The sequence below is a fragment of the Neorhizobium petrolearium genome, from assembly GCF_017873175.1.
Lineage (GTDB): Bacteria > Pseudomonadota > Alphaproteobacteria > Rhizobiales > Rhizobiaceae > Neorhizobium > Neorhizobium petrolearium.
Genome location: NZ_JAGGJW010000025.1, coordinates 1 through 16327, shown reverse-complemented (window position 1 = coordinate 16327; position 16327 = coordinate 1). Strand labels below are relative to the sequence as shown.

Genomic DNA, 16327 nt, shown 5'->3' with positions numbered 1-16327 from the left:
TCAAGCAAGCTTCGAGAAGAAGGACCGTGTCTGGGCGCACCTGGACGCTTCTGGCTTCCACGGCGCTCGTGAATTGTCTTGCCGGGTTGGTGGCCAACGCTCCCGCATCGGCTCAGAGCGTGACGATGTCCGGAGAGGTCAATCCCTCTCCCGCGACGTCACCCGTTTGGAACGTCGGTGGCGAGCTGCATGTCGGTGACGTCGGCGTCGGCTCCTTGGTTCTGGAAGGTGGCGGCGTTGTCAACAACACCTCGGCCTCTGTCGGCAATCAGGCAGGGTCCAGTGGCATGGCAACCGTCATCGGTCACGGATCGACCTGGACGAATAACGGGTATGTTTCCATCGGTTATTTCGGCTCCGGCACCTTGAACATCGAAGGCGGCGGTACGGTCAACACCACATACGGTTATATCGGCGCCAATTCGGGCTCCACTGGTACCACGATCGTGACCGGCAACGGCTCGACCTGGCACAATACCGGGTCGCTGACCATCGGCCAGTCTGGAAATGGTACGTTGTCGATCGAGGACGGCGGTGTTGTCGACAACACGATTGGTTATGTCGGCTTCAGCCCGCACTCTATAGGCAGGGTGACAGTGGTTGGAGCCGGATCAACCTGGTCGAACAGTCAAGACCTTTATGTCGGCCATTTCGGATATGGCACGCTGGATATCAAGGCCGGCGGCACCGTCAACAACAAATACGGATATATCGGCGCCAAATCCGGCTCCAGTGGCATAGCGACCGTCACTGGCACAGGCTCCACCTGGACCATGGTCGATGATCTCGCTGTCGGCGATGGCGGCGCCGGCACGCTATCTGTTGAGGCCGCAGGCCAAGTTCGCAGCGGCTTCGGTTATGTCGGCACCGGGTCCGGAGCGGAAGGCCGCGTCACCGTCACCGGCACCGGTTCGCAATGGACCGCCGCCCACAGTCTTTTTGTCGGCGATGCCGGTGGCAGCGGCTGGCTTTTGATCGCAAATGGCGGCTCAGTCGCCAATGGCTACGCGGTGATCGGCAGCGGCACAGGCACTGGAACCGATGGCACCGTCATCGTGATTGGAGCGCATTCCAAATGGGACAATCTGGGCGACCTCAATATTGGCAATTCCGGTACAGGTCGGCTCTCCGTTGAAGACGGCGGTTCGGTCGTTACCGGCTGGGGCAGTTTTGTCGGCTACGGGGTAGGAGCGGTCGGCACTGCTGTCGTTTCAGGGGCCGGTTCTTCATGGTCGAGTGCACTCAATCTTAGTGTCGGTGTATTCGGCAACGGCGAACTTGCCGTAACGAATGGCGGGAGGATCTCCAGCTACGGCGGGTTTATCGGCGACTTCGCTGGTTCAAGTGGCGCAATCACAATCAGTGGCATCGGCTCATCCTGGAACGATGCTGCCGATGTCACGATTGGCAATAACGGTGCGGGCACTTTATCTGTCGAGGACGGAGGGCAAGTTTTAAACGCCCTCGGCTTTATCGGGAAAGAAACCGGGGCGACGGGAACAGCCACGGTTACCGGCATTGGCTCGACCTGGACCAATAGCGCTGACCTCACTATCGGAGGTTCGGGCACAGGCAGCCTGACGATCGCAAATGGTGGCGCGGTCATCAACAAAGACGCTTTTATCGCTCGTCACTCCGGTGGCGCGGGCGAGGTCGTGGTTCAGGGAAAGGAAACTACCTGGACCGGCGAACGCATTTTCGTGGGACTGGTCGGCACCGGCAAACTGACGATAGCGCAAGGTGGCACGGTTTCCAGCGCGCTCGGGATTTTGGGCTGGAACAGTGGAAGCAACGGGTCTGCTACGGTGACGGGTGCTGGCTCGACGTGGATCAACCGCACGGATCTCGCCATCGGCGATCTGGGCTATGGAGCGCTGACGATTGAGCAGGACGGCAAGGTCTCCGCAGGGGGCGCAATCACACTTGGCGCTCAGGCAGGCTCGACCGGCACCTTGAACATTGGTGCAGCAGCGGGCAATGCCGCGGCCGCGGCTGGCACGCTAGACGTTGCATCACTTGCCTTCGGAGCAGGAACCGGCACGCTGGTATTCAATCATAGCGGCCTCGCCGATGGTTCGTCGGTAAAGTTCGCTGCGGATATTGTTGGACACGGAACGATCCTGCATGAGAGCGGCGACACCATCTTGGGTGGCAATGGGTCCCATTTTACGGGAGTGACAGAAATCACGGGGGGCCGTTTGACGGTCGCCGATCGGTTCGGGGGTTCAGCCTCGGTTCGTGGCGGGCAACTGCTGGTGAACGGCAGTTTCGGCGGCGATGTGACAGCATCTGACATGGGAACGGTTACAGGAACCGGCACGATTGACGGTGATCTTTCGCTCTCTAACGGCGGCATTCTTTTGGGTGCACAGGGTACGACGCTGTCGATCGGCGGCGATCTCGATTTGGATGACGGTTCGATCATTGACGTCGCCCTCGGTGGCGCTCTAACCTCGGCATTGTTCGACATTGGCGGCAACTTGACGCTCGACGGCACGCTTACGGTCGCCGATCAGGGCGGGTTCGGGGCCGGTGTCTACCGGCTTTTCGACTATGCTGGAAGCTTGACCGACCATGGCCTTGGGATCGGCCCGACACCGGCAGGGATCGTGGCTGACGATCTGAGGATCCAGACGGCGGTTAGCGGTCAGGTCAACCTGATCTCGACCGCGGGGGCAGAGCTTGGCTTCTGGGATGGTGCCAATGCTGCATTGCACGATAACGGTGCGGTAGATGGCGGTTCCGGCGTCTGGTCGGCCGAAGGGCGCAACTGGACCTCCGGCGATGGTGCGTTCAACGGATCGTTCAAACCCAATCCGACCTTCGCGATCTTTCAGGGACCTTCCGGAGCGGTGACTGTCGACAATTCAGCAGGAGCAGTCGGCGTCACGGGAATGCAGTTTGCAAGCGACGGATATGGCATCGCAGGCGATACGGTCACGCTTTTGGGCATAAATGGCGAAAGCATCATCAGGGTTGGCGACGGTGGTGCAACGGACAGTGGAATGGCCGCAGGAATATCCGCGTCCCTTGGCGGAGTGTCGCGCCTGGTAAAGACCGGCGCCGGGTCCCTGGTCCTCAGCGGCAAGAACACCTACACGGGCGGCACCCGGATTGCCTCCGGGACCTTATGGCTGTCATCGGATGCCAATCTGGGCGCCGCGTCGGGTGGATTGATCTTTGATGGAGGAACGCTGGCGACCACGACAGGCTTTAACTCCAATCGTACGATCACCCTCGACGACATCGGCCGTTTCGACGTTTTCGGCGATCGCGAGCTTGCCTTGTCCGGCGCAATATCGGGGGCGGGAGGGATTGAGAAGTCTGGTACCGGCACATTGAAGTTGGCGGGAAATAACTTTTATGAGGGCAATACGCTGGTGCGCGCTGGAACCCTGATCGGTAGTGCAGATGCAATCCGCGGTTCGATCGGCAATGCCGGCACCGTGGTATTCGAGCAGGACGCCGATGCCGCCTTTGCCGGCGACATCGCCGATCTCCGCGGTGACCGGGGCGCGATGATCAAGCGTGGAGCTGGCACGCTCACACTGACTGGGGTGTCCCTGCTCGACTGGGATATCGAGGAAGGTGGTATGGTTTCGACGACAGACCGCTTCGCAAGCGACCTCGATCTGGCGCAGGGTACCGGCTTCACCTTCGACCAGATCTATGACGGCACCTATGACGGAGCGATTTCGGGATCGGGAACCGTTAGCTTCCTTGGCGGGGGCCGAATCGCGCTCACCGGTGACAACGCAGCCTTTACAGGCTTCAGCGAAGTGTCTGACACGACCCTGATCGTCAACGAGGCACTCGGCGGCTCGGCATTGATCGGAAACGGCGGGCGCCTTCAAGGCTCAGGTACGATCGGCTCGGGCGACGGCTCGACGGTGACACTTGCGCCCGGTTCCACCCTGGCGCCTGGTAACTCGATCGGAACGCTGACGGTGGATGGCGATCTGGTCCTTGATGTCGGCTCTCGTTACGAGGTGGAAGTTGCCCCCGGCGGCAAGGACACCGACTTGATCAAAGTGACCGGATCGGCCACGCTCAACGGCGGCACCGTCGTCCATATCGGCATGACAGGTGCTTATGATCCGACCGCCACCTACACGATCATCACCGCCGACGAAGGGGTAAGCGGCGCATTTGATGCGGTCACGTCCGCGTTTGCCTTCCTCGATCCGAAGCTCGGCTATAGCACAAATAATGTGACGCTGATGCTGAGCCGGAGCGATATCGATTTTGCACAGGCTGCCATTACACGCAACCAGATCGCTGCAGCGCAAGGGGCAGACAGCCTCACCTTCGGCAATGATCTTTACGACGCGATCGTCCAACTCGATGAGACGACCGCACGCGCAGCCTTCGACCAGATCTCGGGTGAGATCCACGCCTCGGTCACGACAGGCTTGATTGAGGATTCGCGCCATATCCGCAGCGCCGCCAACGACCGCCTGCGGGCGGCCTTTCAGGGAGTGGCTGCCTCCACGGATCCAGTCATTGCCTATGGCGCCGATGGACTTGCCCCCGTCCCTGCCTCCGCCGATGCCGGCATCGCCGTCTGGGGAAGCGGTTTCGGCTCATGGGGATCGACCGACGAGAACGGCAATGCCGCTCATCTCGATCGCTCCGTCGGCGGCTTCGTCGGCGGAGCTGACGCCATGTTGACCGATGCGTGGCGGGTCGGATTTCTGGCCGGCTACAGCCAGTCGTCCTCCAGCACGAATGATCGCGCCTCGTCTTCCTCGAGCGATAACTATCATGTCGGGTTTTATGCCGGCTCGCGGTGGGGCGATTTCGCCTTCCGCTCCGGCCTCGCCTATACTTGGAACGACATCGCGACCGACCGCTCTGTTGGCTTTACCGGATTTGCCGACAGCCTTGGGGCCAACTACGACGCCGAAACCTTCCAGGCCTTCGGGGAATTCGCCTATGGCATGGAAACGACGGTCGCCCGCTTGGAGCCATTCGTCAATCTTGCCCATGTTCGCGTCGGCTCAGATGGCTACCGGGAAACCGGCGGTGCGGCCGCCCTCACCTCCTCCAGCCAGACAACCGATACGACCTTTACCACGCTCGGGCTTCGTGCCGAAAACAAGGTTGCGATCGGACGAATGCAGATCGGCATCACAGGCATGCTGGGCTGGCGGCGTGCCTTTGGCGAGACCACGCCGACCGTCACCCATGCCTTCGCCGGTTCCGATGCCTTCACCGTAGCAGGCAATCCGATCGCAAGGGACGCAGCCGTGGTGGAGGCTGGTATCGATGTCGACGTCGCACCCGGCGCCAACCTCACCATCGCCTATCAGGGACAAATCGCAGATGGCGCTCGAGACCATGGTTTTGCTGCCAAACTCGGCGTTAAATTCTGAGCAAGATATCCACTCGAAGACAGAACGGAAAAACGATCGAATGTGGGAAATAAGGACAAGCGCTGGTCGACAGCCACCGTCAAAGCACTGCATTCGCTCTAGAAATTATTCACTCAGCTTGGAAGTCGGCGTTGCCTCGGGTGGTAGATTCTTTATCTTGTCAGGAAGACTCATATCCATTTTGACGTGATTTTTGATTTGAGCGGGCGCGGCGCTCCGCTCCGGGGGATCGAATGCATAAATCTAGATGGCAGCGCCATGTGGCCCTGCTCTTGGCAACAGTGGCGTTTCCTTCCGTTGCGTTCTCCCAGGACGTCACTCCATCCGGCGGTAGCTTCATTCGAGGATCCGGCTCTGTAGAGGGTACATCCTCGGGCTTGCTCATCAATCAGACAAGCGCGACCGGCATTATCGAATGGAATAGCTTCTCGATCGGATCCGGTGCGGCGGTGCATTTCGATAACGGCTCGGGTGCGACGCTCAATAGGGTCACAGGCAACCTCGGCTCACGCATCGACGGGTCGCTGACCGCAACCGGGTCACTTTATCTCGTCAATGGAGCCGGTATCGTTGTCGGAGAAAGTGGCATGATCTCGACTGGCGGCAGTTTCTTTGCCTCCACTCACGATGTCGCCGACGAAGATTTCCTGGACCGAGGCCGGATGACTTTTGCCGGCCGCTCGACGGCCTCTGTCGTTAATCTTGGCACGATCAGCTCGAAAGCGGGCGACGTCGCGCTGATCGCGCGTGCAGTGGAAAACAAGGGGAGCATCAGTGCTGAGAACGGCACGGTAGGTCTGGTGGCCGGTTACGAGATCCTGGCGAAGGATAAGGCCGACGAGAACGGCCTTTTCGCGGTCGTGGTCGGTGGATCGGATACGCAAGCGACGAATTCCGGCGCAATTGCCGCCGCCAATTCGGAATTGCGCGCCAATGGCGGCAATGTCTATGCGCTGGCCGGCAATACCGGCGGTGTCGTCAAGGCGACCGGCGTGACGAGCGAAGGTGGGCGCATCTTCCTGACGGCGGGGGAAGGCGGCAAGGTCCAGGTGACCGGCAAGCTCAGGGCAACCCGCCCGCAAACGGCGACCGCCAGTCTGCCGACGCGCGTTCCGGTTCCCCAGGCGCGACCGGACAGCGGCGGCGACATCCGCATTTCCGGCGGCAGCATCACGATCAACGGCACGGTCGAGGCAACCGGCATCACAGGTTCCGGCGGCACCGTCGTCGTGACCGGCGACGAGATTAAGCTAGGCTCCGCCACAGCGGTGGATGCCTCCGGCGTAACCGGCGGCACCGTATTGATCGGAGGCGATTACCAGGGCGGCAACAACGCTGCGACGAAATACCTGGCCGAGACTATCGCAACGGCCGACACTGTGGCGATCGCCAAGGGCGCGACCATCCGGGCGGACGGCACGCAGGGTGCGGGCGGCAATGTCGTCGTGTGGTCGGATAACAAGACGACATTTGCCGGCACCATCGGCGCCACCGGCGCTGGCAGCGCCTCGGGCGGCGACGCGGAAGTATCGGGCAAGGCGGTGCTCGTCTATGACGGTACGGCGGATCTCAGAAGCGAGAGCGGCGCCTTCGGCAACCTGCTGCTCGATCCCTACGACCTGACGATTTCAAGTGCAGCGAGCAGCGGGATGTCGGGCTTCGACGCCAGCGCCAACGACAGCGTCCTCAACGTGACGACGCTGACGAACGCACTCGCGCTGGCCAATGTCACCGTCACGACGGGGAGCAGCGGGTCGCAGGCGGGCAACATCACGGTCGCCACGCCGATTACCTGGAGCGCCAACACCATTCTGACGCTGAGCGCCGCGGGCAGCATCCTGATCAACAAGGATATCACGGCGACCGGTGCCAGTGCTGGTCTGGTTCTCGCCTACGGAACCGGCTACAGCCTGAACAACGGTGCCCGCGTCACCCTGTCGGGATCGGCGGCGAGCCTCTCCATCGGGGGCAACGCCTATACGCTGATCCACGATGTGGCCGGCCTGCAGGCCATGGTCGATGGCACGAACTACGCTCTTGGCAACGACATCGACGCTTCTGCGACCGCCAGCTGGAACGCCGGCGCCGGCTTCAACCCGATTGCATCCTTTGCCAATACACTGACCGGCCTCGGGCACACGGTGGACCGGTTGACCATCAACCGTCCAGGGCAATCAATCACCGGACTGATCGGCATCCTGTCGGGAACCGTCAGGGATCTGACCCTGTCAAACGTGTCGGTCTCCGGCAACGTAAGGGTCGGCGCAGTTGTCGGCAATGTGAGCCTTGGCTCGCTCATCAACGTGCATGCGACAGGCAGTGTGACGGGCGCTGCGGGCGAGGTTGGCGGGCTCGCCGGCTGGCTTGACCAGGGATCCATCTCCGGCTCCTCCTCGGCAGCGACGGTCATTGGTGGAGGCGAAGCCGGCGGACTGGTCGGCCGACTGCGTACCGGCTCGATCTCCGATTCCTACGCCACGGGTTCGGTCACCGCAACCGGCGCCTATGCCGGCGGCGTTGCAGGCAGTGTCAATCAGGGCGGCGCTCTCACCAATGTCTATGCCAGCGGCAGGGTAACGGGCTCGTCCAATACCGGCGGCTTGATCGGCGGAGAATTGCTGGCAGGCACCGTCACGGTGACCAACGGCTATTGGGACGTGAATTCCACCGGGCAGGGCACGAGTTTCGCCGGCACCGGCATCTCCAACGCCTCGGCCTACACGCAGGCAACCTATGCCGGCTTCGATTTCGCCAATACCTGGGTGATGATTGCCGGCCAGACGCGGCCGATGCTGCGCAACGAATATTCGACCGTGGTGACAACCCCGGCTGCGCTGCAACTGATGTCGCTTGATCTTTCCGCCAGCTACACGCTGGGGGCCGATATCGATCTGACCGGCGCGTTCACGGCTGTCGGCGGTTACTACAGCGGCCTGTGGAACGCCTCCGGCTTCATCCCCATCGGCAACAACAGTTCTCTCTTTACCGGCAGTTTCGACGGCCAGGGCCACACCATCAGCGGCCTGACGATCAACCGCGCGGGCACCAATTATATCGGCCTGTTCGGCTATACGAACGGCGCCACGATCAGCAACGTGACGCTCTCCGGCGGCAGCATCACCGGCAATGACGACGTCGGCGCGCTCATCGGCTACATGGTCGGCGGCTCGGTATCGGGTGCATCGGCGAGTGCGACCATCTCGGGAATGAGCACCGGAGAGGCCAATTCCGGGGGCCTCATCGGAGCGGTCGACGGCGGCGCTGTGAGCGGTTCCTCGGCAAGCGGCAACGTCACCGGCGCCGGCTATCAGGTCGGCGGCCTTGTCGGCTACCTCTTCAACGGCGGCACGATCACGCAATCCTACGCCACGGGCAATGTCACCGGCACGAATACCAGCGCGGGCAACGGTTATATCGGCGGTTTGGTCGGCGCCAACGGCTATAGTCTCGACGGCGGCACCATCAGTCAGTCCTACGCCACCGGCACGGTCACCGGCAGTTCTGGTCCCATCGGCGGCTTCGTCGGGCATAACGAGGGGACGATCACGGATTCCTACGCTACCGGCAGGGTCATCGGGCTCGGCAGCGCCTCCAACATCGGCGGCTTCGTCGGCGTGAACTTCGTCAACGGCACCATCACCAATGCCTATTCGACCGGCTACGTGACCGGTGGCACGCAGTTTGGCGGCTTCGCCGGCTATAACAACAATAGTGCCTCGGCAATCACCAACGCCTACTGGAACACCCAGACCAGCGGACAGTCGGTCGGCATCTATGGTGGCCCCGGCAGCGCTACCGCCCGCACCACGGCCCAGCTCCAGGGCAGCCTGCCTGCCGGCTTCTCCTCGTCCATCTGGGGAACCGGAACGAACCTCTATCCCTATTTCAAGTGGCAATACTCAACGACACCGGTCGCCGTTTCGGGCACCGCCTATAGCGATGCCGGCACGACGGCGCTGGCGGGCGCCAACGTGACCGCCGTATCCGGCGGCAGCGCCATGGGCAGCGCCATCACTGGCGCCAACGGCTATTACTACATCATGCTCGCCCCCGGTTCCTCGCTCGCTTCGACCGGCGTGCTGGCCTATCTCGACAACGGATCGACCAAGGGGAGCGCCTTCTCCGATATCGCCGGCGCCAACGGCGCGCAGAACGTCGCAATCTATGGCACGGCGGCGCACCTGATTACGGGCCAGACCGCGCTGACGGCAACTCAGGCCAACTATCTCGCCACGTTCGGCAGCTATGCCGACACCGATCTCGGCTTTCTCTCCCCGTCCTCCTTCGCGTCGCTCACCACGTCGGGCGGCTACGGCGTCTATCTCAACGCCTCCGGCAACTACTCGCTCGACGCTGACCTCGGTTCCGCAGGCCTGTTGTCGATCGACAGCGGCGGCACCTTCGGCGTCAGCGGCACGGTCGAACTGTCGGCGGGGGGAGACCTCGACATCGCGGACGCCATCTCCTGGTCGGATGCCTCCAGCCTGACGCTCACCTCCATCGGCGACGACATCACGCTGAGCGGAACCGTCACCGCCGCCAACGGCACGCTCGTCATTTCCGCAGCCGGCACCGCCACCACGTCGAGCGCCATCGATGTGGGCCTCTTCTCCCTCACCGCCGGCACATGGAGACAGGTCGCCGGCACACTCGCGTCCTTCCATGCCACCGATTTCCGGCTCGGGACAGGAACGACCTTCCTGCGCGCCACGGGCGGCGACGGCTCGGCGGCGGCACCCTACCAGATCGTCGACGTCTACGGCCTGCAGGGCATTGCATCCACCAGCCTGCTTTCGGACGACTTCGTGCTCGCGGCGGATATCGACGCAAGCGGTACTTCCGGCTGGAATTCGGGCGCGGGTTTTGCCTCCATCGGCGACGCCGCGACCGCCTTCACCGGAAGCCTCGACGGCGACGGACACACAATCAGCGGCCTCGTCGTCAACAGACCGACCACCGATGCGGGCCTGTTCGGGGTCATCGGCAGCGGTGGCGCTGTCAGCGATCTGGCGGTCACAGGTTCGGTACGAGGTCTCAATGCCGGTCTGATCGCCGGCGCCAGTGCCGGGACGATCAGCAACGTCACGACCTCGGGCAATGTAAGCAATACGGGCGCGATCACCGCGGGCGCGCTCGGCGGCATCGCCGGCGCCAATAGCGGCACCATTACCAACGTCGCATCCTCGGCCACCGTGAGCAGCACCGACGACAGCGCGGCCGGCGGCGTTGCGGGCACCAACAGCGGCGCGATCAGCGCCTCCTACGCCACCGGTTCGGTGACCGTCGGCAATGACGGCCGCGCGGGTGGTCTCGTGGGCTACAATTCCGCGGGCAGCATCAGCAACGCTTTTGCGACCGGAGCCGTGACGGCCGGCGCCGGCGCGACCGGAACAGCGGGCGGCCTGGTCGGCGTCAACGCCGCCGCGATCGTCAATACCTATGCCACCGGCAATATCTCCGGAGGCTCCACCGCCGGCGGTCTCGTTGGCGTCAACAGCGGCACGGTGGCGAACAGCTATGCCACTGGCACGCTGCCATCCGCGGCGGCACCCTATGGCGGACTGATCGGCAATAATGCCGGCACGGTCACGGCAAGCTTCTGGAGCATCGCCACGTCAGGCACCAGCCTCGGCGTCGCGATCGGCTCGGCAAGTGGCGTAACCGGCCTGACCACGGCTCAGCTCACGTCGCTTTCCACCTTCGCTGCTAACGGCTGGGACATCGACGATGTGGGCGGCACAGGCGCGACCTGGCGCATCTATGACGGCTATACGGCGCCGCTGCTGCGCGGCTTCATGACGGGCCTGACGGTGACAGGCGGCAACAGTTCCAAGACCTATGACGGTTCGGCAAGCTCCTCGAGCGTCGGTACGGTCGTCTATAATCCTTCTGGCTACGACACGTCGCTTGTCTTCGGCACCGCGTCGTACACGGCTTCCAGCGCCAATGCCGGCACCTATTCCGGCGCTGCTCTGACGCTCTCTGGACTTTATTCGAGCCAATTCGGTTATGATATGACCTTCACGCCCGGCACGCTCGTGATCGGAAGGGCGGCGCTGACGGTAACGGCAAACAATGCAAACAAGACCTATGACGGCGTTGCCTATTTGGGTGGCAACGGTGTGACCTACAGCGGTTTCGTGGGCGGCGATACAGCGGCGAGCCTCGGAGGCACACTTGCCTATGGTGGCACGTCGCAGGCAGCGACGAACGTCGGCAGTTATTCGATCACCGCCTCGGGCCTGACGTCTGGCAATTACGCCATCACCTACCTCCCCGGCACGCTGACGGTCTCGCCAGCTGCGCTGACGGTGACGGCGAACGCGCAGACGATGGCCTACGGCAATAGCGTTCCTGTGTTGACCTATTCGATCACGGCCGGCAGCCTTTTCGGTGGCGACACGCTGACCGGCGCGCTCACGACGGCCGCTTCGTCTACGTCCAATGTCGGCACCTACGGCATTGCGCAGGGCACGCTTGCGGCATCGTCCAACTACGATCTGACCTTCGTCGGAGGCGACCTGACGATCGCCAGGCGGTCGATTACCGTCACGGCCGACGACCTGTCGCGCGTCTACGGCGAGGCAAACCCGCCTTTCACCTACACGATCGGCGGCATGGGGCTCGTCGGTAGCGACACGTTCTCCGGCGAATTGGCCACTTTGGCAACGTCTACGTCCAATGTCGGCACCTACGGCATTGCGCAAGGCACGCTTGCGGCATCGTCCAACTACGATCTGACCTTCGTCGGTGGCGACCTGACGATCGGCAGACGATCGATTACCGTCACGGCTGACGACCTGTCGCGCGTCTACGGCGAGGCAAACCCGCCTTTCACCTACACGATCGGCGGCATGGGGCTCGTCGGTACTGACACGCTCTCCGGTGCGCTGGCCACTTTGGCAGCGTCTTCGTCCGATGTCGGCATCTACGGCATCACGCAAGGCACGCTTTCAGCGGATGGAAACTATTCGCTGAGCTTCTTTGAGGGAACGTTGACGATTACAGCAGCGTCGGCACCACCTATGCCCCCTCTCCCGCCGAGACCAGCCTTCGAACCATCGCAGCCCCTTGGACTTGGCGGCCAACCTTCCTCCGGGATCAACGACCCCTCTATGTGCCCAGCGGGAATGGTGATGGGCGGCGCTTGCGTATCACTTCCCCATCCGGCGAACCTGCCGATCGGCCCGTTCCTTACCGTCGGAGCGCTCCGGTGATCAGTCATAAACCTGTTATCACCGGCATTCGTTGGTCTTCTTTCATTGGCCGGTCGTCATCGTTTGCGGCAGTTGCGCTGTTCGCCACAACAGGCAATCTAGCTGCCCAGTCGCTGGTGGTGGAACGTAACCTACCTCCAGCGGTCAGTGCCGCGGCCCCCACGGTCTCACTTCCGGACGAAGCCGTGATTGCAGCCGACGAACAGCCTTTAGGCCCTGATCTCGTCGGCATCCGCCTGATCGGGCCAGACGAACAGCCAGACACGCGCCCTACACGCGGTATCGTGGTTGGCGGCATCGGCGCGGGAGAAAATCTTGAGCGGGAGTTGGCGCGTGTCCTTCGACCTTTCATAGGGCGGCCGCTGTCCATGTCGCTGATCGCCGATGCCCAATCCGCCATCGCCGGCGTCTACCGGCATGCCGGCTATCCGTTCGTATCGGTAACGATCCCGCCTCAGGAGATTACCGCCGGTGTCGTCAATCTTCGGGTGATGGAGTTCAAATTCGGCGCGGTGACCGCACGGAGTGCGGGGGGCGCAGCCGCGAGCGGTCTTGCCTCTCAGGTAAGGGTCCCCGAAGCCGGGCGGATTTCCTCGGCCAGTGTTAACGAGGATCTGGCCTGGCTCAACCGGTCTCCGTTCCGGCGCGTACAGGGCCTGTTTTCGCCAGGTTCGGCGACCGGAAATTCGGATCTGGTTCTGGATGTCACCTCTGGCAAACCTTGGCAGGTCTATGCGGGTTACTCCAACACGGGGACCAAAGCCACAGGACGTGACCGTTTCTTTCTCGGGGCAGGATTTGCCATACCCGGCATCGATGGCGCGTTCGGCACGTATCAACTGACCGGATCGTCCGATCTCTTCGAGGATCTCGGCGGCCTTTTTCCGGACCATAGCGATGACCGGGCACGCTATCTGAGCCATTCGGCTCGCTTCGTCCTTCCACTCGACGGACGCCAGGCGATCGATTTCAGCCCCTCCTATATCGCCACGCGTCAAACGGAAGAAGGCTTCACTTTCGACAGCACGATTATCGAGCTCCCGCTTTATTATCGCAGTGCGCTTTCCAACATCCTGCCGGGCATTTATGGCGGCGAAGTCTATGCCGGCGTCGAATACAAGCATCTGTCCCGCGATACCTTCTTCGCCGGCCTAGACCTCGGAGGTGCACAGGCAGAGGTGTTCCAATTGGGGTTTGGCTGGACGCACAGGTTTGCGGACGATCTCGGATCGACCGAGATCGATCTCCATGTAAAGGCCAACCCCGGCGGTCTCTTCGGAGACAATACCGCCAGCGCATGGAACGTCTATTCGAATGGAACCGTCACCGATACAAGCTACGCCTATTTGGCCGGCAGCGTTATCCGGGACACCGAGTTGGCAACGGGCTTTCGGTTTTCCAACAACGTCGTCTTTCAGTTGGCGGGCCAGTCTTTGCCTGATACCGAAAGGCTGTCGATCGGAGGATTGGACGGCGTGCGCGGGTACGGCCTCAACGATGCGGTAGCCGACACAGGCATCATTCTTCGCAACGAGTTGCGGCTCCCCACGCTTTCGCCGCTTGGCAGCGACCGGCTTTCGCCCTTCGCCTTCATCGATCTCGGATTCGGGTGGGACAGGATCTCCGACGAGAAGCTGTCACTTGCCGGAACCGGTGTTGGTGTCGACTACAGCCTGGCCCAGAACCTCAATTTCAACGCCACAGCGGCATTCGCGCTGGTTGACGAAGGCAGCCTCAGCGCAGGTGATTTCGACTTCAAACTCAGGCTGACGGCACGTTATTGATGCAGGCGGCTGCAAACCCAAAAAACGCAAGGAATAAGCAAAGCACATGATCATCCACAACCCGTTCAAACGCGCCCTCACCGCAGCGTTGTTGTTGGGCTCGTATGTTTTCCCAGCTCTTCAAGATCAAGCTCTTGCCCAGACGGCGCAGGCCACGCTGCCGGGTGGCGCCAGTTCACTGCAGGAGACCTATCAGGACTGGAGGGTCGCCTGCGGCGTCGCTCAAAGCGGCAAGGTTTGTTCCATGTCGCAGGTCCAGCAACAGCAAAACGGCCAGCGAATTCTCGCAATCGAACTGCAGCCGAGCAAGGATGGAAGCGTCACAGGCGTTCTGGCGATGCCGTTCGGATTGCAGCTCGACGCCGGCGCGAACCTGAAGATTGATAACAATCCTCCGCTTCCCAACCTAAGGTTCTCCACCTGCGTCCCCGCCGGATGCCTTCTACCGGTCAACTTTTCAGCAGCGAACGTCGCGACCCTGAAGACTGCCGCAACACTGAACATCACAGCGATTTCGCTCGAGGCTTCGCAGCCGGTCAATCTTTCCGTCTCACTCAAAGGGTTTGCAGCAGCCCTTGAACGTCTCAACCAGCTTCTGAAGGGATGATGGGAAAGCTATGCGACGTATCACTAAATCCCAATCGCCAGTCCGATAAGCGTAGCACCGCTACACGCGGCTACGAATGCGGAATACTGCAATCCATTAACAATTGCGACGCGTATTCCGGAAATACGTTGTCGCTGGGATCGCGACTCGATACCGCCCCTTGGGTATCGGAAACGACCTCCAATTCGCGATCACCTGATACGCGGCAGAACCGGTTGCCCCTGCATCGGCAATGTTGGCATCTCGCCCCACGGTCGGACTAAGCCGGGCCGATCGCGGTCCCGATTGTTCAACGAAGGCGCAGTCGTCGCTTTAGAAAACTATCTGCATGCGGATCTGCATAATGAAACAACGCCGTGGCCCGAACCGCGTCTTCATCGACCGGCTCATTCGTATGAATGCTGCGATAACCCCAAAAAAGATACAGATTGCCCGGCACCATGGAAATGCGATTGATGTTAGCACCGCATGCACGGCGGCGAAGTGACCGCTGCATCAACACATTGTCGAGGATTACCTTGTCGGCGAGATTAAGCACGTAGTTCGATCGGATTTTCCGTGTATTGGGAATGATCAAAAAGTCGCCGCGCTTTCCAGATTGGGGAATTTGCACGGGCACCAGCGCGGTAATCACGTAAGAATCATAGTGAAACATCAAGGAATGTTTGGCAATGCTTCTTCCCGTAAGGCAGCGGAGGATCTGATAGAATTTCACCTCCGGTGCTTGCCGTCCAAGACTGACGAAATAGAGGCGTGAAAAGAGAGCTTTGAATTCGTCGGAATTGCCAAGCTCGTCTAACCCGGACCCGCTGAGTTGATGGCTGGCGAGGGAGACAGACTGGTTCCCTCCAAGAGCAATGGCCGCGGTTACAAAGTTCTGCAGTTTGCCGAGATCGTCGGCCGAAAGAAAATCGGGGGCGCAATAGATCCCATCCTTATCAATTCTTTGGGCGATGCCGCGGACATCACTGTCTGACAGAGCAGACAGCCATCGTTTCGCACTGGTAAGATGAGGCATGGCAGGCTCCACATCAAAACTGAATATTGTTCCGGCTTCCAGTTCCCGTAAAACATATGCCGCAATATCATATATCGCGTTCTTCTGGCTTCTGCAGGCCTAGCGAGTCCGGCTGCTGCGCGAGCCCATATCCGGAATTTTCTGAGGCGCATTCGAGCAACACGGCCTCGGGTTCACCACATCCTGCTGCGAAAATACCTCCGTGACCAAAGTCTGCTTCGTCAGTTGCGGCCGAATTCGTCGGTTATACGGATGATGTCGTCTTCTCCGAGATAGGAGCCGGTCTGGACCTCGATCATTTCGAGGATGATCTTGCCGGGGTTGGC

Annotated in this window: 6 protein-coding genes; 4 read left to right on the top strand and 2 right to left on the bottom strand. The window is 61.3% G+C overall.

Annotated elements, in window-relative coordinates; translation table 11 throughout:
* Nucleotides 1-26: 26 nt before the first annotated feature.
* The 4 genes from J2046_RS31205 to J2046_RS31190 all read left to right on the top strand — a co-directional run bounded on the left by J2046_RS31205 (nucleotide 27) and on the right by J2046_RS31190 (nucleotide 14983).
* Entirely contained in the window at nucleotides 27-5375 is a 5349-nt protein-coding gene (locus J2046_RS31205) for an autotransporter domain-containing protein (protein WP_210058489.1), read from the top strand.
* A gap of 233 nt (nucleotides 5376-5608) precedes the next feature.
* Nucleotides 5609-12592, top strand: a complete 6984-nt coding sequence (locus tag J2046_RS31200) for an MBG domain-containing protein (RefSeq protein ID WP_325169811.1) — start codon at nucleotides 5609-5611, stop codon at nucleotides 12590-12592.
* Nucleotides 12589-14376, top strand: coding sequence for a ShlB/FhaC/HecB family hemolysin secretion/activation protein (locus J2046_RS31195; RefSeq protein ID WP_210058486.1), 1788 nt, complete (start codon nucleotides 12589-12591; stop codon nucleotides 14374-14376). Before J2046_RS31200 ends, J2046_RS31195 begins: the two co-directional genes overlap by 4 nt.
* Before the next feature lie 46 nt (nucleotides 14377-14422).
* Nucleotides 14423-14983, top strand: coding sequence for an invasion associated locus B family protein (locus tag J2046_RS31190; RefSeq protein ID WP_210058484.1), 561 nt, complete (start codon nucleotides 14423-14425; stop codon nucleotides 14981-14983).
* 289 nt (nucleotides 14984-15272) lie between these two features.
* Here the strand turns inward: J2046_RS31190 and J2046_RS31185 are convergent, their stop codons facing one another.
* Together J2046_RS31185 and J2046_RS31180 are read right to left on the bottom strand one after the other, a co-directional pair.
* Nucleotides 15273-16001: a hypothetical protein gene (locus J2046_RS31185; RefSeq protein WP_210058482.1), complete on the bottom strand. Its 729-nt coding sequence runs from the start codon at nucleotides 15999-16001 to the stop codon at nucleotides 15273-15275.
* 221 nt (nucleotides 16002-16222) lie between these two features.
* On the bottom strand, nucleotides 16223-16327 hold a 105-nt coding region (locus J2046_RS31180), incomplete at its 5' end, for a cupin domain-containing protein (protein ID WP_210058541.1).